This is a genomic window from Flavobacterium erigeronis (genome assembly GCF_054075165.1).
In genome coordinates this window covers 19662-39560 of record NZ_JBSKGP010000002.1, presented here as the reverse complement: position 1 = coordinate 39560, position 19899 = coordinate 19662, and the positions used below count along the sequence as shown (strand labels likewise).

General features: G+C 34.0%; 14 protein-coding genes. 7 read left to right on the top strand and 7 right to left on the bottom strand.

The features are described 5' to 3' along the window. Positions 1–2: 2 nt before the first annotated feature. The 4 genes from ACWA1F_RS04220 (at position 3) to ACWA1F_RS04205 (ending at position 4444) form a co-directional block, all read left to right on the top strand. The gene (locus tag ACWA1F_RS04220; protein WP_456891874.1) at positions 3–755 is read left to right on the top strand and encodes a shikimate dehydrogenase family protein; all 753 of its coding nucleotides are present in this window, start codon (positions 3–5) and stop codon (positions 753–755) included. Positions 756–823: 68 nt separating this feature from the next. After that, the gene (locus ACWA1F_RS04215; RefSeq protein ID WP_456891872.1) at positions 824–1570 is read left to right on the top strand and encodes a lipid A phosphoethanolamine transferase; all 747 of its coding nucleotides are present in this window, start codon (positions 824–826) and stop codon (positions 1568–1570) included. Between the two features lie 249 nt (positions 1571–1819). Further along, on the top strand, positions 1820–3799 hold the full coding sequence (locus tag ACWA1F_RS04210) for a DUF349 domain-containing protein (protein WP_456891870.1): 1980 nt from the start codon (positions 1820–1822) through the stop codon (positions 3797–3799). 225 nt (positions 3800–4024) lie between these two features. Next, complete coding sequence (locus ACWA1F_RS04205; RefSeq protein WP_306157486.1) at positions 4025–4444, top strand: OsmC family protein; 420 nt, start codon at positions 4025–4027, stop codon at positions 4442–4444. A gap of 65 nt (positions 4445–4509) precedes the next feature. Here ACWA1F_RS04205 and ACWA1F_RS04200 read toward each other — a convergent pair whose 3' ends face one another. Both ACWA1F_RS04200 and gyrA read right to left on the bottom strand, forming a co-directional pair. Continuing rightward, positions 4510–5778 carry a tetratricopeptide repeat protein gene (locus ACWA1F_RS04200; protein WP_306157484.1) on the bottom strand — a complete coding sequence of 423 codons (1269 nt, stop codon included), beginning with the start codon at positions 5776–5778 and terminating at the stop codon, positions 4510–4512. 36 nt (positions 5779–5814) lie between these two features. Then, complete coding sequence (gene gyrA, locus ACWA1F_RS04195; protein WP_456891867.1) at positions 5815–8460, bottom strand: DNA gyrase subunit A; 2646 nt, start codon at positions 8458–8460, stop codon at positions 5815–5817. A 258-nt stretch (positions 8461–8718) separates the two neighbouring features. Here gyrA and ACWA1F_RS04190 point away from each other — a divergent pair, with 258 nt between their 5' ends. The 3 genes from ACWA1F_RS04190 (at position 8719) to ACWA1F_RS04180 (ending at position 13394) form a co-directional block, all read left to right on the top strand. Then, positions 8719–11265: an ATP-dependent Clp protease ATP-binding subunit gene (locus ACWA1F_RS04190; RefSeq protein ID WP_306157480.1), complete on the top strand. Its 2547-nt coding sequence runs from the start codon at positions 8719–8721 to the stop codon at positions 11263–11265. 141 nt (positions 11266–11406) lie between these two features. Then, entirely contained in the window at positions 11407–12774 is a 1368-nt protein-coding gene (rimK, locus tag ACWA1F_RS04185) for a 30S ribosomal protein S6--L-glutamate ligase (protein WP_125719621.1), read from the top strand. Between the two features lie 101 nt (positions 12775–12875). Further along, positions 12876–13394, top strand: coding sequence for a DUF421 domain-containing protein (locus tag ACWA1F_RS04180; RefSeq protein WP_306157478.1), 519 nt, complete (start codon positions 12876–12878; stop codon positions 13392–13394). A gap of 12 nt (positions 13395–13406) precedes the next feature. On the opposite strand, the gene ACWA1F_RS04175 is transcribed toward ACWA1F_RS04180, so the two are convergent. From ACWA1F_RS04175 to hutH, 5 genes are all read right to left on the bottom strand, one after another. Beyond that, positions 13407–14819: an SMI1/KNR4 family protein gene (locus tag ACWA1F_RS04175; RefSeq protein WP_456891864.1), complete on the bottom strand. Its 1413-nt coding sequence runs from the start codon at positions 14817–14819 to the stop codon at positions 13407–13409. 8 nt (positions 14820–14827) lie between these two features. Next, a complete protein-coding gene (locus tag ACWA1F_RS04170) occupies positions 14828–15823 on the bottom strand; it encodes a WG repeat-containing protein (RefSeq protein ID WP_456891862.1) in 996 nt (331 codons plus the stop codon). A gap of 174 nt (positions 15824–15997) precedes the next feature. Continuing rightward, on the bottom strand, positions 15998–17338 hold the full coding sequence (locus tag ACWA1F_RS04165) for an inorganic phosphate transporter (RefSeq protein ID WP_456891860.1): 1341 nt from the start codon (positions 17336–17338) through the stop codon (positions 15998–16000). Positions 17339–17368: 30 nt separating this feature from the next. Further along, complete coding sequence (locus ACWA1F_RS04160) at positions 17369–18013, bottom strand: DUF47 domain-containing protein (protein ID WP_125719613.1); 645 nt, start codon at positions 18011–18013, stop codon at positions 17369–17371. A 49-nt stretch (positions 18014–18062) separates the two neighbouring features. Further along, complete coding sequence (gene hutH / locus ACWA1F_RS04155) at positions 18063–19577, bottom strand: histidine ammonia-lyase (protein ID WP_456891858.1); 1515 nt, start codon at positions 19575–19577, stop codon at positions 18063–18065. Positions 19578–19899: the final 322 nt, after the last annotated feature.

Genomic DNA, 19899 nt, shown 5'->3' with positions numbered 1-19899 from the left:
GAATGGTTGATATTTTATTAAGAAGACGTTTTGGATTATTAGGACGCAACATAAGCTACTCTTTTTCAAAAGGTTATTTTACAGAGAAGTTTAACAATGAAGTTTTTGCTGGAAACAGCTATGAGAATTTTGACATTTCTGAGATTAATTATTTTACAGAATTAATTAAAAACAATCCTGATTTAAAAGGATTAAATGTTACCATTCCGTACAAAGAACAAGTTATTCCTTTTCTAGATAAACTATCAAAAAAAGCCACTCTAATTGGCGCTGTCAACACTATTAAATTTACTAAAAATGGTAAATTGAAGGGATACAATACCGATTATTACGGATTTAAAAAATCTCTAGAACCATTATTAGAACCGCATCATAAAAAGGCTCTTATTTTAGGTACAGGCGGAGCTTCTAAAGGCGTTGCTTTTGCTTTGGATGAATTGGGTATCCCGTACACTTTTGTTTCGAGAGAAGCCAAAGAAAACATAATCGATTACGATTTGATTAATGCCACTACATTTGATAATTTTCAAATTATAATCAATTGCACGCCAGTTGGAACAAGTCCGAATATTGAAGCTTGTCCAAACTTGCCTTATGAGTTTTTTACCGAAAAACATATTGCATACGATTTAATCTATAATCCAGCAGAAACTACTTTCTTACGAAAAGCAAAAGAACAGGGAGCTGTAATTAAAAACGGACACGACATGCTTATTTTTCAGGCTGAAAAAGCTTGGAAAATCTGGAACAAATAAAATAAATAGCAAAAAATAAAATGTTAATGTATTTTTTGTATTTTTAAACTACTTATTAATAGGTAGTTATGACAAAAATACAAATACTTAGCATTTTATTTTTTTTGATTACCTGCCAACTCACGGCGCAGGATACTATCGCTAGAAGTGGTCCATTCTCAGAACCACGCTACCATTATTTTCTCAAAACAATCATTTTTTTTGATGAATATCTAGATACCGACAACGGTTCTTTTAACACCACCCAAGTTCGTGTTTTACTTCCTATAGGCAACAAAGCTTGGAATTTACGTTTTGATCTTCCGCTGATTTCCGCCAGTACCAATTCGATTAATAAAACGGCTATAGGCGATGTGGGTATGGGAGTAAGTTATATTCCGTACATGAAAAACAATAACGGAATTGCGCTACGCACGAGAGTTTATGCTAATACCGCAGCCGATCCGAATTTTGGATCTGGCAAATGGGTCGCTATGCCAGCGGTGATTTACGGAAAGTATTTTTACAAGAAAAAGTTTTTATGGCTATCCACCTTAGAATATCAAGGAAGTTTTGCCGGAGCTGATAGCCGAAGCGATATAAGTGTTACGGTTTTTGAAAATGTCGTTTTATTCTTTTTTGGAAAAAACTGGATTGCAGCAGATGCGGCATTTCGGTATAATGATGTTTTGCAAGGTTTTCAGAATAATGCTTTTCTTGAATTTGGACGAAAAATTACACCAAACAATTTAGTGTACATTCATCCAAGTGCTGCTTTTGGAGGCCAGAAAACGTACAATTTCGGTATTGAAGCGGGGCTTTTAGTTTTATTCTGAATTTCATTAAAACCATTTAAACACTATATCTTTTGCGATATTAAAACACATTATCTAAAAAAACGGCGATTCTAAAATTTAAATTTATAATAATAAATCGTTTAAAAATTGTGCGACCTATTTTCAAAAGGCTCTAAATAATAAGAATTTGATCGTAAAAAGAGCATAAACAAAGGATTTATTTTGTATTTAGAAACACCTTTACTATCTTTCGCACTGTTTAAAATAAAAACCTTATACATTTTAAAGATGTTAGAAGAAAAGAATGATAACCTGCTTGACGCAGACGGAAAATCTGGAATCGAAATAAATGATTCTGTAACAAATGAAGCAATTGAAATCTCAGATTCTGAAACTTTGACAGAAGACCAAGTATCAGAAACTGAAAATGAATTAGAAGAACAAGAAAATGCTCATCAAGAAGCATTGGACGTTATTACCAATTCAAATGCTGCTGAAAGCGAAGACGAAACGCTGAAGGAACGTCATGACATTCCTATGCAGGATTACAACACATTTTCGCTAGATGCTCTTGTTGATGAACTTAAAAAATTGGTTAATACAGATAAAGTAATGTCTGTAAAAGATCATATTGAAGAAATCAAAAAAGCTTTCTTGTTGCAATATCATCACCTGATTGAAGAGAAAAAAGAAGAATTTTTAGCTTCTAATCCAGATCCTAATGAAGAATTTGAATATCATCTTCCTTTAAAATCAAAATTTGACGAATACTATAATGTTTTTAGAGACAAAAGAAATGCTCATTTTAAACATTTACAAACAAATCTAAAAAGCAATTTAGAAAATCGCTTGGCTATTGTTGAAGAATTAAAGGAATTAATTAATCCGCAGGAAAATATTAAAGACACTCTTAAACACTTTAATGAATTAAGAGAAAGATGGAAAAATGCTGGAGCAATCCCGAAAGATAAATACAATCACGTTTGGAATAATTACCATTTTCACGTTGAAAATTTCTATGATTATCTTCACTTAGACCGTGAGGCTAGAGATTTAGATTTTAAACATAATTTAGAATTAAAGCAAAAAATCATTGCTCGCGTTGAAGAATTGGTAAATGATGCCGATGTAAACAAATCTTTCCGTGAGTTACAGGATTTACACAGAATCTGGAAAGAAGAGATCGGACCTGTTTCTAAGGAACACCGTGACACCATCTGGAATCAATTTAGCGAACTGACAAAGAAAATACACGATAAAAGAGAGCTTTTATTTGAAAGCCAAAGAGCAAACGAGCAAAAAAATCTTGAAGTTAAAAAAGAGATTATTGCAAAAATCGAGGTGCTTGGAAGCGAAAAAGTAAATTCTCACTCGCAATGGTTGGTTCAGATTCAGAAAGTGGAAGACTTAAGAAATGAGTTTTTTGCAGCTGGAAAAGTGCCTTCTGAAGTAAATGAAGAAACTTGGGCAGCATTTAAAACTTCGGTTAGAAATTTTAACGCTTTCAAAAATTCTTTCTATAAGGATATCAAAAAAGATCAAAACGATAATCTAAATAAAAAACTGGCTCTTGTTGCAAAAGCAAAAGAATTACAGGAAAGCACTGATTTTGCAGCTACAACTCCTATAATGAAACAGATCCAGGAAGAATGGAAACAGATTGGACACGTTCCTAAAAAATATTCAGACAAAATCTGGAAAGAATTTAAGGATGCCTGCAACCATTATTTCGATAAGCTAAAAGAGCATAAATCGGAGGAAAACGGTGAAGAAGTTGCCGCTTTTGACAACAAAAAAGCATATCTAGATGTATTAAGAGCTTTCCAGCTAACTGGAGATCACAAAACAGATTTAGATGCCATAAAAGCACATATTGAAACTTGGAAAGGATTTGGAAAAGTTCCTTTCTCGAGAAGACATATCGAAGGAAAATTCAATAAAATATTGGATGCTCTTTTTGAAAAATTGAGTCTAAGCAAAAAAGAATCTGAAATGATGCGTTTTGCTAACCGCATTGATTCTTTGTCTGACAGCAATGATACACGTAAACTAGACAATGAAAAGATCTTTATTATGCGTAAGATTGAAGAAGTTCAAAATGAAATTTTCCAATTAGAAAATAACATTCAGTTCTTTACCAATACTAAAAACGCTAAAAAAGAAAATTCGATTGTTACAGAAGTACGCAAAAACATCGCTATTCACAAAGAAAGCCTTGATGTTTGGAAAGACAAACTGAAACAATTAAGAAACTTGGGACAGGAATAAATATATAGAAAACTCCAACTTTTTAAATTCCAAATTCCAATTGCTAGACTCAATTGGAATTTGGAATTTTATTTTTTTTGGATTTTTATTCTTTTGTAATTTTTAATTTCAAAGCTAACAAATTGATAAAGCTGGAATGCAAAATTTTAGGTATATTTGATAGAATACTGTTATCTGATAATCAACCTGATAACAAACCAAATTATTAATTTTAATAACTAAAAAATGAAATTTACAAGAAAAGCACACGCCAACTGGAAAGGAACCGGTATGGAAGGAACAGGAAAAATTAGTACGCAAAGCACAACTTTAGATAATGCTCAATTGTCTTTCAAAACGAGATTTGCCGATGGCGTTGGGACAAATCCAGAAGAATTGGTTGCTGCGGCACATTCAGGCTGTTTTACGATGCAATTAAGCTTTTTACTGAATGAAGGAGGTTTTACCGCAGATGATTTAACTACAGAAGCGACTGTCACTTTTGAGGACGGAACCATCACTTTAATTCATTTAGATTTAAAAGGTAAAGTTCCATCAATCTCTGCAGAAGAATTTGCTGCTACAGCTGCCAAAGCAAAAGAAATCTGTCCGATTTCAAAACTATTGAATACCACAATTACATTATCTGCTGAATTAATCAGTTAGAAACCATAAAAAAAAACCATCAGCCGAGACTGATGGTTTTTTTATTTATTTCGAAACAAGAATTATTACATTTTTGCTTTCAAAGCTTTAGCTTCAGCAGTCATTTCCAGAGCACTGTAAACTCCAATTAATGTTTTAGAAACATCTTCGTTTTTAGGATCTAACTCATTCGCTTTTTTAAGGTAAGGAATAACTCCTTTAAAAACAGCTTCTCTCTGAGCCTTTAAAACATCGTAACGTTTCATATCTTTAGCAGAAGTACCCAATTTGTTCATTTCGTCAATGATTGGTTTTTCAGCCTCTAATTTTAATGCTGCAAGATTTAAGTAAGCATTAGTATAATTAGGATTGATTTCAATTGCTTTTAAGTAATATTTCTCAGCATCTGCATTGTTCTTAGCTCCAGCACTAATTACTCCTAAATTGAATACTAAATCAGCATTGTTTGGATCTTTTTGTAAAGCCTCTCCCACTAATTGTTTGTATTTTTCGAAGTCTTTAGTCTCTAAGTACAAGTTAGCTTCAGTTAAGATTAAAGAAGAATCATCTGGATTTGCTTTTCTAGCATCAGCGATTGCTTTTTTAGCATCTTCTGTACGTCCTTTTTGAACTAAAATCAACGCTAAGTTTTTGTAGATTTCACCTCTTTTTGAAGGAATAGCTTCTGTTTTAGGTTTTTCGTGAGTTCCTAATTTAACAGCTAAATCTCTTTCTTTAGCGTTAGCAAAATTATCTTCGTTTCCGTTAGCTTTGTTTGCAGCTAAGTACAAAGTTCCTTTTCCAGAGTAGTTTAGTTTTTTCAACTCTTCGTACATTGGCAAAGCAAGATCATAATCTTGTGAATTTACAGCTGTAGATGCTGCATAATACAAGTTGATTGTATCTTTTTTATCTAAACCATACGCTTCGTATAATTTTTTTGCACCTTCTGCATGCTTGTTTGCTTGTGTATCAGCAATCGCAGAATTAATCAATAATCCTTTGATGTTTGTAATTGAAGCTGCTGCTTGAGATGAATATTTTTGTTTTCCAGAAGCTGTTTCTACATCAATTAATTTTTTGTAGCTATTTGCAGCTGCCAATAAGTTTTTACTTTCTTCAACCTTTTTGTTTGCAAGGTCAAGAAAAGCATTTCCTTGAACAAAATAAAACTGAGCCTGTTCTGTATCTTTAGCGTTAACAACTAAGTTTTCAGCATCTTTTAGTATTGTAATCGCTCCTTGAGCATCACCACTCTTTAATGCCTTTTCAGCGCTTTTAATTTGATCCTTTTGAGCAAACGTAGCTACAGAGATCAGTAATGCTGATGCAAGTATTACATATTTACTTTTCATAATGATATTTATTTGTATTTAATTTTTGTTTTCTACTTATTCTTCAGATTCTTCGTCTTCTGCTTCCGCATCGTCTTCATCCTCTACTTCCTCGTCATCAGAGTCGTCGTCATCTTCTGCAGCTCCATCGTCTTCAAGAACTTCCAAATCTGGTTTAATTCTCTCAATGCCAGATTCGATTACATTACCGTCTTCATCTAATTCTACTTCTTCTACGTCATCTTTCATTACTGTAGTAACAGCAGCAATAGAATCTTTACCTTTTAAGTTAATCAATCTAACACCTTGAGTAGCACGTCCCATAACACGTAAATCTTCAATTGCCATTCTGATCGTTAATCCAGACTTGTTAATAATCATTAAGTCGTCTGCATCAGTCACAGCGTTGATTGAGATCAATTTACCTGTTTTCTCTGTGATATTAAGTGTTTTAACACCTTTACCTCCACGGTTTGTAATTCTGTACACATCTTCTCCATCTTCATCAACTAATTTAGTACGTTTTCCGTATCCATTTTCAGTTACAACTAAAATCTGAGATTCTGTAATATCATTTTTGTCAACCGTAACCATTCCGATTACTTCATCTGTTTCGTCTTTTAAAGTAATTCCACGAACTCCAGAAGCTGTTCTTCCCATCGGACGTGTTTTTGTTTCTTCAAAACGAACCAATTTACCAGACTTAACGGCTAAGATAATTTGGCTTTCTCCGTTTGTCAACTGAGCACCAAGTAATTCATCACCTTCTTTAATTGTAATCGCAGCCACTCCATTTGCTCTTGGTTTAGAATATTTCTCTAAAGAAGTTTTCTTCACCTGACCTTGTTTGGTTACCATTACAAGATTATGCGTATTGATATAATCTTTGTCTTTTAAGTCTTGCGTACAAATGAAAGCTTTTACTTTATCATCACTTTCAATATTTACCAAGTTCTGAATTGCTCTACCTTTTGCGGTTTTGCTTCCTTCTGGAATTTCATATACACGCATCCAGAAACATTTTCCTTTTTGTGTAAAGAACATCATATATTGGTGGTTGGTCGCTACAAACATGTGCTCTAAGAAATCCTGGTCTCTTGTTCCAGCACTCTTCTGTCCAACTCCACCTCTATTTTGAGTTTTATATTCTGTTAGGTTTGTACGTTTGATATAACCTGCGTGGGAAATTGTAATAACTACATTTTCATCGGCGATTAAGTCTTCAATACTTACATCTCCTCCAGAATACTCAATTTGAGAACGACGGTCATCGCCATATTTATCGCGAATCTCAACAAGTTCTTCTTTAATCAAATCAGTTCTTAAATTAATATCTGCTAATAACGCTTTTAAATGCTCAATTAACTTCATTAATTCGTCATACTCCGCTCTTAATTTATCCTGCTCCAGACCTGTCAACTGACGAAGACGCATCTCAACAATAGCACGAGCTTGAATATCTGACAACTTGAATCTTTCGATTAATTTCTCTCTAGCTTCGTCTGTGTTTTTAGATCCTCTAATTAACGCAATTACTTCGTCGATATTGTCAGAAGCAATGATTAATCCTTCTAAGATATGCGCTCTTTCTTCTGCTTTACGTAATTCAAATTGTGTTCTACGAACTACAACTTCATGACGGTGCTCGATGAAATAGTGAATCATATCTTTTAGATTCAACATTTGTGGACGACCTTTTACTAGTGCAATATTATTTACACTAAAAGAAGATTGTAATTGTGTGTATTTATATAAAGTATTCAATACTACGTTTGGTGTAGCGTCACGTTTTAAGATATAAACGATACGCATACCCGTTCTATCCGACTCATCGCGAATATTGGCAATACCTTCGATTTTTTTCTCGTTAACCAAATCAGCAGTACGCTTGATCATTTCTGCTTTGTTAACCTGATATGGAATTTCTGTAACGATAATACATTCTCTTCCGTCAACTTCTTCAAAACCTACTTTTGCACGCATTACAATACGTCCTCTACCCGTTTTAAAAGCTTCACGAACGCCTTCATATCCATAAATAATACCTCCCGTTGGAAAATCAGGAGCTTTGATATGAGTCATTAATTCGTCTACTTCAATATCATTATTATCAAGATACGCCAAAGTACCATTGATAACTTCAGTTAAATTGTGTGGCGGCATATTAGTCGCCATACCAACTGCAATACCTGTAGCTCCGTTTACTAATAAAGTAGGAACTCTTGTTGGCATTACTTTTGGTTCATATATTGTATCGTCAAAGTTCAATTGAAAATCAACTGTTTCTTTTTCGATATCGGCCATAATCTCTTCAGAAATTTTACGCATTCTGGCCTCAGTATAACGCATTGCTGCAGGACTGTCTCCATCGACAGAACCAAAGTTACCCTGTCCGTCAACTAATAAATAACGCATACTCCATTCCTGCGCCATACGTACCATTGCATCATAAACAGAGGTATCACCGTGCGGGTGGTACTTACCCAGAACCTCCCCTACGATTCTCGCAGACTTTTTGTGGGCAGATCTTGATGTTACACCTAAATCATACATTCCGTAAAGAACTCTTCGATGCACTGGTTTCAAGCCATCTCTAACATCAGGAAGTGCTCTCGATACAATTACTGACATCGAATAATCGATGTAAGCTGACTTCATTTCATCCTCTATGTTAATAGGAATTAACTTTTCTCCTTCAGACATAAGTTGTTATATTAAATAATTATATTAGTTTTCAAAGCGTGCCAAGATACGTTTTTTTGAAGATTTTTCCGCTAATAACTTATACTAATTTCAAGGATTTATTAACAACTTTATTTTGGGTTTTAGTTAATAAATTAAGCGTTTTTTAACTCTTTTATTGTCTTTTTTTTCGTCTATTAGCTGACAGGACATTCTGATGGGTACGGTTTTTGTTTTTAAAACTGTAATTCACTAAATTTACAATACCAATTATATATTATGGATGATAATTTTTCACCAAGAGTAAAAGATGTTATTACGTACAGTAAGGAAGAGGCTCTTCGATTGGGTCACGACTTTATTGGTACCGAACATCTTATGCTAGGTATTTTAAGAGATGGTAACGGAAAAGCTATTCATATACTTAATAACCTAGCTGTCGATTTAGATCATTTACGCAGAAAAGTAGAAATACTGAGCCCAGCCAATCTGAGCGTTGAAGTAAATGCAGAAAAGAAAAACCTTCATCTTACCCGACAGGCCGAAAGAGCCCTGAAGACCACTTTTCTTGAAGCAAAAGTATTTCAAAGTTCATCGATAAGCACGGCACACCTGCTATTGTGTATCTTACGAAACGAAAACGATCCAACAACCAAGCTATTGAATAAACTAAAAATAGATTATGACGTAGCTAAAGAACAGTATTTAAATATGACTCCAAACGAAGAAGAATTCTTAGAAAACTTGCCAAGAAACGAATCGTATAATGACGATTCAGGACAAGATGACAGTCTTAAAGAAAGCAGTTTTAATAATCCCGCCAATAAGTCAAACAAAAAATCTAAGACTCCAGTTTTAGATAATTTTGGGAGAGATTTAACAGAAATGGCAGAAGAAGGGAAATTAGACCCAGTTGTAGGACGAGAAAAAGAAATTGAGCGTGTATCGCAAATTTTAAGCCGTAGAAAAAAGAACAATCCGCTTCTTATTGGAGAACCTGGAGTTGGTAAATCTGCTATTGCAGAAGGACTTGCTTTACGTATTATCCAGAAGAAAGTATCTCGTATTCTTTTCAACAAACGAGTTGTAACTCTAGACTTGGCTAGCTTAGTTGCTGGAACAAAATACAGAGGACAATTTGAAGAAAGAATGAAAGCCGTGATGAACGAGCTAGAGAAAAACGACGATATTATTCTTTTTATTGATGAGATCCATACTATTGTAGGTGCTGGAGGAGCAACAGGTTCACTTGATGCTTCAAACATGTTCAAACCTGCTTTAGCAAGAGGAGAAATTCAATGTATTGGCGCTACTACTCTTGACGAGTACAGACAATATATTGAAAAAGACGGAGCTTTAGAAAGACGTTTCCAAAAAGTAATTGTAGAACCAACTTCTGTTGAAGAAACGATTGCAATTTTGAATAACGTAAAAGACAAATACGAAGATCACCATAACGTAACGTATACGCCAGAAGCTATTGAAGCGTGTGTTAAATTGACAAACAGATATATGTCTGAGCGTTTCTTACCAGACAAGGCTATCGATGCAATGGACGAAGCTGGTTCTCGCGTGCACATTACCAACATTGATGTTCCGAAACAAATTTTGGATTTAGAACGTCAGCTGGAAGAAGTTCGCGAAATGAAAAATATGGTTGTTAAAAAACAAAAATATGAAGAAGCAGCCAAACTTCGCGATGATGAAAAACGTATTGAAAAAGATCTTGCTTTAGCTCAAGAACAATGGGAAGAAGATTCTAAAAACAACCGTATTGAAGTTACAGAAGACAATGTAGCCGATGTGGTTTCTATGATGACTGGAATTCCTGTAAACAGAATTGCGCAAACAGAAAGCAACAAATTGGCTCATTTACCTGAATTAATTCAGAATAAAGTAATTGGGCAAAATGAGGCGGTTCTAAAAATTGCACGTTCTATTCAGCGTAACAGAGCCGGACTTAAAGATCCAAACAAACCAATTGGTTCGTTTATTTTCTTAGGTCAGACTGGTGTTGGTAAAACGCAATTGGCTAAAGTTTTAGCAAAAGAATTATTTGATTCTGAAGATGCTTTAGTTCGTATCGATATGAGTGAATACATGGAGAAATTTGCGATCTCTCGTTTAGTTGGAGCGCCTCCAGGATACGTAGGTTACGAAGAAGGAGGTCAATTGACTGAAAAAGTTCGTAGAAAACCGTATTGTGTGGTTCTTTTAGATGAGATCGAAAAAGCACATCCAGATGTTTTCAATATGATGCTTCAAGTTTTAGATGACGGATATTTGACAGATAGTTTAGGTCGCAAAATTGACTTCAAAAACACTATCATTATCATGACTTCTAACGTTGGTGCTCGTCAGTTGAAAGATTTCGGACAAGGTGTTGGATTCGGAACTGCTGCAAGAACAGCTCAAGCTGATGAAAACTCAAAAAGTATTATCGAAAACGCTTTGAAGAAAACTTTTGCTCCTGAATTCCTAAACAGAATTGATGACGTAATCGTGTTCAACGCGCTAGAAAAGTCTGATATTGATTTGATTATCGAAATCGAATTGAAAAAACTATATTCTCGTATTGCAGAGTTAGGCTACAAATTAAGCTTAACTGACAAAGCAAAAGCGTTTATCGCTGAAAAAGGTTTTGACAAACAATTTGGAGCAAGACCGTTAAAAAGAGCAATTCAGAAATATGTTGAAGATTTGTTAGCAGAAGAAATCATTACTTCGAAAATTCATTCTGGTGACGAAATTATGATGGATTTAAAAGATGATTCACAAGAATTATCAGTTGAAATTCACAAAGCTGAAGAACCGACAAATCAGTAAATTAGTCAAAAATTATAACACTAATAACTTGCCCGTTACGTTTTCATAACATAACGGGCATTTTTTTTTGTAAAAATCACTATCTTTAGTAAAAGCAAATAGCTATTTTTGAATTTTAATACTATAATAAAGAAACAAAATATGCTTCAAAACAAAGTCATTTTAGGCAGCGAAGAATGGTGCTCATTTCCAGAACTAGGAATCCCGACAATCAAGGCTCGTGTGGATTCTGGCGCTAAAACTTCGGCAATGCACGCATTAAACATAGCTCCTTTTATAAAAAATGATGCCAATTGGGTTAAATTCGACATTAATCCGATTCAGAATAATATTAAAACTATTATTCACTGTGAAGCACCGCTGGTCGACAAAAGAATTGTGAAAAGCTCTAGCGGTTTTAGAGAACATCGTTACGTTATTCAAACTAGTTTAAAAATTGGAGATGCTAAATGGCCGATCGAAATGACTTTGACGAACCGTGACTCAATGGGTTTCAGAATGCTTTTAGGACGCGAAGCTATGAGTGGAAGAGTTTTGGTCGATCCAGAACAAAAATACCTTTTAGGACAGCCTACAGCAGAATCTTTAAAAGAATTGTATCAGAACTCTGAAAAAGCAAGTTCTGGTTTACGAATTGGTGTTTTAGCCAGTAACCCTGAACTTTACAGCAACAAAAGAATTATGGAAGCCGGCGAAATGCGCGGGCACGAAATGCATTTTTTGAATATCAAAGAATGCTATATGAAGCTGGATGCCAAAACTCCAGAAATTCACTACAGAGGCGGTAAAATCCTAAATCAGTTTGACGCCATAATTCCGCGTATTAGACCAAGCATTACTTTTTATGGCTGCGCACTTACGCGTCAGTTTGAAGCTTTGAAGGTATTTTGCTTGAATTCAGCAACGGCTATTACGCAATCTAGGGATAAACTATATTCGCTACAATTGCTTTTGAATAGCGGCATCGATATTCCAACAACTGGATTTGCCAATTCTCCGCTTGATACAGACAATTTAATTAAAATGGTGGGCGGTTCACCTCTAATTGTCAAATTATTAGAAGGAACGCAAGGAAAAGGCGTTGTTTTGGCTGAGACTAAAAAAGCTGCAGAAAGTGTTATCAATGCTTTTAAAAGTTTAAATGCCAATATCTTAGTTCAAGAATTTATTAAAGAAGCTAACGGAAAAGACATTCGCTGTTTTGTAATCGACGGAAAAGTAGTTGCCGCAATTCAGCGTGAAGCGATGCCAGGCGAATTTAGGGCTAATATTCACCTTGGAGGAACAGCTTCTGTAATCAAAATAACTCCTGAGGAGAAAAAGATTGCAATAAAAGCCGCAAAAGCAATGGACTTAAAAGTGGCGGGTGTAGATATTATCCGTTCTTCTAAAGGACCTTTATTGCTTGAGGTAAACTCTTCTCCTGGACTTGAAGGAATTGAAGGCGCAACCAATAAAGATGTTGCTGGAGAAATGATTAAAGCAATTGAAAAGAATTTTAAATTATAATTAAGTTCATTTAAACTTAATTCAGCATAAATATTTTAGCAGCTTTGTCAAAGTTTTAGAACTTTGGCAAAGCTTTTTTATTTAACTTTAAAATAAAAAATATGACTTTTCCTTATCTAGATATTGTTTTAAGAAGTATTGCCGTTTATTTCTTTATGACCATCGCTTTGAGAATATTCGGCAAAAAGGAACTTTCTCAATTAAATACCGCCGATGTAATCTTGATTTTACTTATTAGCAATTCCGTTCAAAATGCAATGGTTGGCCCAGATACAAGTTTAATAGGAGGTTTAATTGCCGCTTTGGTTCTATTTATCATCAATTACATTATAAAAAAATTAATCCGCAGATATAAAACTATTAGCGATTTGCTACTAGATAAACCTCAAATTCTTGTTCACGACGGAAAGTTAGATTTTCAAACCTTAAGCAGATTAGATATTTCTGATGAAGAATTAAAAGAAGCTATGAGAGAACACGGTATCGAATATTTCAAAAATATAAAACTGGCAATGCTTGAAATTGACGGGACAATAAGCATCATTTCAGAAGATCAAAAAAATCTAAAACAGACGCATTACAAACGCAAACATAATCGAAAAAACCTTCAGAAGTCTTGATATCACATAAGATTATTCCCAAAAACGAAACCATTTCTTTTTATCTTTTTGAGAACTACTTTCAAAATTCTCAATATCTATATTCAAAATTGAAGTATTAGAAAGATTGTAATCTTTGAGTCTATGATTTAAATTCACTAATATATAATCTTGCTCTACAGGAAATTGTTCAGCTATATTTTTATAATGAACTAAAAGCTTTTTATCTATAATATTTTGTAAAGCTTGCAAAGTTGTATTAATAACAGTATTCGATTTATCATTCAAACCTAATACAAAAGTATCTAGATATTCTGCCTTATTTTTCAACTGCCCAAGTGTATAAAAAGCGCTAACTCTAATATTCTCATTTTCATGTGAAGCAAAAGGAACAATCAAATATCCAAAATCCATATCGATTTCCTTTAATAAGTAAGTACAAAACCTAAAAGTTTCTTCATTATTTATTTTTCCTATATTTAATTCAATCGTTTCTAACCAATCGGTGCTTTTATCCTTCGCATACCAAAAGACAAATTGAAGCACTACCAGCAAGTTCTCTTTCGTATATGTCACTAAATAATCATACGCCCTTTCATAATCAAATTTGGTCATGATTTGAAGAAAAATCTCTTTGAGTTCGCCAGAGCTTAATTGATACTGCTCTTCTATTTTATTTAAGATTTCAATATCGAGATTTGCTTTTTTCAGAATAGCATTTAAGCAATCTTTTTTAGCATTAAATTCCTGCGCAGAAAAATAAGACTGCAACAGATCTTTTGCCGTACCTCCCATTCCATATCCAAACCAACTTGGGGTATCGATAATTAAATCACCGGAAATTATTTCATCAAGCCATCGTTCGTACCAATCTAAAAAAGTTGCTTCAAAGGTAAATTTAGGTTTTTGCCTGTCAATATCGATATTAACAACCTTCCCTTTAAATTCTCCATTTAAAACAAGTCCATGTATATACGAACAACCTTGCGAGCCAAGAGGTAAAATACCCGAAAAAATCTTTCCTAATTCCAGTTCATAGTTATCGTCAGAAATATCATCTTCATCAATAGCTTTTGTTAAGTTATCCCAATATTCATCTGACATATCAGGAAATAGAATGCATTTCGCCTTAAGATATCCGAGAGTTTCATCAAACAATTCATTTATATTTTTCCCTAATGGATAAATACCATAAAATGGTCCAGCGCAAGATGAATCATAACTTACCCCTCCATTTCCTATATGTTGTAAAAACGCTTTATAACTTTCAGGAAGTTCAATATCAAAATTCTTTTCAAATTGTGAGATTTCGGGAACTGTAAGCGTCTTTCCAACTATATATTTATGACTGTCCGCACCAAATACTTTAAACTCATTATCAACATCTTTCGCTAAAATAAGTTTCTTTTTAATCCTTTCAATTTGATTTAAAATCTCTTGATTCATTGTCATTCTTATTTTTTGCTTAGAGTTCTAACAGCCGCCATACCATCAACAAAATCATCTGCTTTATCATAATTTGGAGCAACTATTTCTTTTCCTTCTTTATCAATAAAACCGTATTTACCATTTAGCTTAATTGCAGCAATTCCATCTTTAAAAGATTCGATCAAATCGTATTTAGCAGGAGTTATTTCTTTCCCTTCTTTAGTAATCAGACCGTATTTATTTTCCATTTTCATTTGAATCAAGTTACCATTTATAACCATGAACTCGTATTTTACTGGCGCGATTTCTTTTCCTTCGTTGTCCAAAACGCCGTATTTATCTCCTAGTTTTGCAATTGAAACACCATTCGCAAAATAAAAATTCATATCGTACTTAACAGGAATTACAATTTTCCCATCTTCATTAACCACTCCGTATTTGCCGTTAGATTCTACTATTGCAACACCTTCTTTAAAGTTCTGAACACGATCATAAGTTGGCAGAACAATCTCTTTTCCTATCTGATCTACAATTCCATATTTAGCATTCAATTTTACAACAGCAAAACGGTCTGAGAAATCATTTATTTCATCGTATTTTGGCGCAATCTCCTCGCCTATAACATCTATAAAACCCCATTTATTTTTCCATTTTACGGCAGTTATTTCTGGAGACAACGTTTTTGCTTCTTCATATTTTTTCGACAATAGCACATCCGAAGACTTTACCAGATATTGCGGCTTGGCATTTTTATTATTGATTATAATCCAATTCTGCTTGTTTATTATTGCATCATTTGTACAGCGAACAACTTCTTTGCCTGTTTTGTCTACCAAACCAAATTTACCATTGATTTGCACCACCGCAAATCCGCTTAAAAACGCTTCAAGTCCGTCATATTTGCAAGGAACTATTTCTTTCCCAGTTTGATCTACAAAACCATATTTAAAAGATGCATTATTTGATTGTGCGAAACTGGTTGTTAGAGCCAGCATCAAAACCAGCAAGATTATTTTCTTCATATTAAAATATTAAACTACTTACAAAAATCGACAAAATCTTTTTTCTTTAAACCTTCAAAAGTTTTTATTCTTTCATTTTAAAACAAATTAAAAATAAAAAAAACCGATTTCAAATTGAAACCGGTTTTATATATGATAAAATAGAATATTATTTTACAAATTCCTTTTTACAGATTAAATGAATACGCTTAAAACAAAGTAAACCAAACCTGCTAATATTGCTGAAATTGGAATAGTTAAGATCCAAGCCCAGATTAAACTTACTGTAACTCCCCAGCGAACTGCAGAAACACGTTTTGTTAATCCAACTCCAATAATAGAACCTGTAATGGTATGTGTTGTACTTACTGGAATTTTTAAGTGCTCTGTAAAGTAAAGTGTCAAAGCTCCTGCAGTTTCTGCCGCAACACCTTCAAACGAACTTACTTTAGTGATTTTAGATCCCATTGTTTTCACAATTTTCCATCCACCGCTTAAAGTTCCAGCTGCAATTGCAGAATAACATGCTAATGGAATCCAGCTTGGCATAACCCCTTTAACCCCTGCATCTTCATTTGGTAAAACAACATTTAACCAATCGTCCATATGCACTCCGTGGTTTGTATTGATGTAAACCGCTACAGCTGCAGCAATAATACCCATTACTTTTTGAGAATCGTTACCTCCGTGACCTAAACTAAATGCCGCAGAAGATAACAATTGCATTTTCTTTAAAGCAGCATCAGCCTGATGAAGATTTAAGCTGCTGAATATTAAACAAAAGGCACTTACTGTCAAGATTATAAAGGCTACCAAGAACCATTTAATATTATGAGAATCAAATACTACGCTCCAAAAATGAGAATCAAATCGAGGCTTACCATGACTTTTTATTTCCTCATAAGAAACCATCTGGTAATACACAAAAATAATCGTAGCGATCATTAAAGCTACAGTAAAGATTTTTGGCCCGATTGTTTTACGAGAAGCATTTAAAAGCCAGATCGAAATTAAATACGAAGCTAATACTCCTAATAATGGAGCCAAAACAATAAAGGCAATAATAATAAGAACTCCCGAAGGCATTCCTCCATCTTTTCCGGCCTTATACCAGCTTACAATTTCGTACCAGTAATGTGTTGCGCCATCTTCTCCAACATATCCAGAAAAACCATGAACTGCGATAGCATGCGCTACAGCCGCTCCAGCAAAACCTCCAATAAGTGTATGCGAAGAACTTGAAGGAATTCCTAACCACCAAGTTAATAAATTCCAACAGATTGCGGCAATAACTCCGGCTAAAATTACAACTAGGTTAATTTCCATGGTATGCGCTGTTTTAGCAACAGTATCTGCAACACCAAATCCGAAAACCCAATAAGCCAGAAAGTTAAAAAATGCTGCCCAGACCACGGCCTGAAAAGGTGTCAAAACCTTTGTAGCAACAACAGTCGCTATAGCATTTGCCGCATCATGAAAACCATTGATGTAATCAAAAATTAAGGCTAATACTATAATTAATATAAGTAGCGTCATAAAATTATAACTTCAGATTGAAAAATTGAATTAAGAATGTTTTACAGAAATAGATTCTAGTATGTTCGCAACACTCTTACATTTGTCTGTTGCTGATTCTAAAACAGATAACACTTCTTTATATTTAATAATATTTTTAGCATCTGTTTCGTTTTCAAAAATTTCAAAAACTGCTTTGTTATATACGTTATCAGACTTGTTTTCTAGTTTGTTGATTCTAGCACAAGCTTCTTTAATAACATTGATATTCTTTAAGTTGCTTAACTCTTTTACAGCGCTGTCAATGTTTTGACAAGCTTCAAGGTTAATTTCTGTCATCTTTCTGATAGATTTTGTAATCTTATCAACTTGATACAGTTTCATACGGCTTGCAGCTCCGTGAAGGTAATCTGCAACGTTATCAATAGAAGTAATTAAAGTGTGAATGTCTTCTCTATCGAATGGAGTAATGAAGTTTCTACTCAATTCTAAATTGGTTTGACGTGTAATGTCTTCTCCTTTTTGCTCTAATTCGTCAATTTTTTGAAAAAGAACTTCTCTCTCTTTTAATGGTAAATTTACAGCTTCGTGTAAGTTAGAAGCTAATTCAATTAAATTGCTTGAAGCTTCTTCAAAAAGTGGAAAGAATTTTTTGTCTTTCGGCACTAAAAATTGGAAAATACTGTTTATTGACATTGTTTTATTTTTGATAGCGCAAAATTACCTTCAATAACACGTTTCAGTGTTAAGCCATTGTTAACAAATCGTTTTCAATTTGAAAACTCGCAAGGAATAAAACCGTGTTTTCTATGTCATTATGTAAGATTCTGTCTTCTTTTACCAAAGGCACAACTTCTCTGTAACTATTCAAAAACATTTCGATAAAATCGCTTGATTTTAGAGGCTCTCTGTAGGCAATCGCCTGCGAAGCATTTAACAATTCGATTGCTAAAATACGCTCTAAATTATCTAAAATTCGTAAGGCTTTTGTAGCACCGTTTGCTCCCATGCTCACATGGTCTTCTTGACCGTTGCTAGAAACAATGCTGTCAATACTCGCCGGAGTCGCCAATTGTTTGTTCTGGCTGGCAATACTTGCTGCGGTATATTGCGGAATCATAAATCCTGAATTCAATCCTGGATTATCAACCAAAAACGCTGGCAGATTTCTTAGTCCTGAGATTAACTGATAGGTTCTCCTCTCAGAAATACTTCCTAATTCTGCCAAAGCAATCGCCATAAAATCAAGAGCCAAAGCTAAAGGCTGACCGTGGAAATTTCCTCCCGAAATAATCTGATCGGCTTCAATAAAAATATTTGGATTATCGGTTACCGAATTGATTTCTGTTTTGAATACTTTTCGAACATAATCAATCGCATCTTTTGAAGCGCCATGAACTTGTGGCATGCAACGGAAAGAATACGGATCTTGAACGTGTTTCTTTTCTTGAGTGATAATTTCGCTTCCGTCTAAAAATTCAGTAATTCTTTGCGCGGTCACGATTTGCCCTTTGTGGGGACGTATATAATGTATCAATTCATTAAAAGGTTCGATTCTTCCGTCAAATCCTTCTAAAGAAATCGTTCCGATTAAATCGGCTAGATATGAATATTTGTAAGCTTTAATCAAAATGTGTGCTCCGTAAGCACTCATAAACTGCGTTCCGTTTAATAAAGCTAAACCTTCTTTTGACTGTAACACAATTGGTTCCCAGTTAAAATGTTGTAAAACTTCGGCAGAAGCCACTTTTTTTCCATCAAAAAGAACAATTCCTTCACCAATTAAAGGTAAAGACAAATGTGCCAAAGGCGCTAAATCTCCAGAAGCTCCAAGTGAACCTTGCGTATAAATAATAGGCAGAATATCATTATTATAAAAATCAACTAAACGCTCCAGTGTTTGCAACTGAATGCCAGAATGTCCATAACTCAAAGATTGGATTTTCAGCAAAAGCATCATTTTTACAATCTCAGCAGGAACTTCTTCTCCAGTTCCGCAAGCGTGCGATTTAACTAGGTTTTCTTGAAGTTTAGATAGATTTTCATTCGAGATTTTCACACTATATAAAGAACCAAAACCGGTATTGATTCCATAAATAGGCGCTGTGTGCGATGCCATTTTCTTATCTAAATAATCACGGCATTTCTGAACATTGACTTTAGCCTCTTCAGACAATTCTAATATTTTATTCTGACTTAGAATCTCCTGTAGTGTTTCTAAAGTAATCGTTTCTGAACTTATATAATGGATCTCTCTCATGATGATTTGAAATTTTAAACGCCAAAATTCAACAAATCAATATTAAAAAGCAAAAATTTATCACAATAATTAAGATTTTAATAAAAGCTGTTTCTGTACTTTAAATATCTTTTTGAAATAAAACTTCCAATTTTCTCCTGTTTTTTAGCTCTTTTTAATTAAACATCAATCTTTTGAGCAATTGAAATCTTAAAAAAACACATTCCGAAATATGTCAAAACATCAATTTAACATACCCAATTTTAACAAATGCTCAATATTGAATTACGAAGATTTGAATTATTAAAATATTCGCAAAAAGGCTTTTTAAGTTTTTAACTCT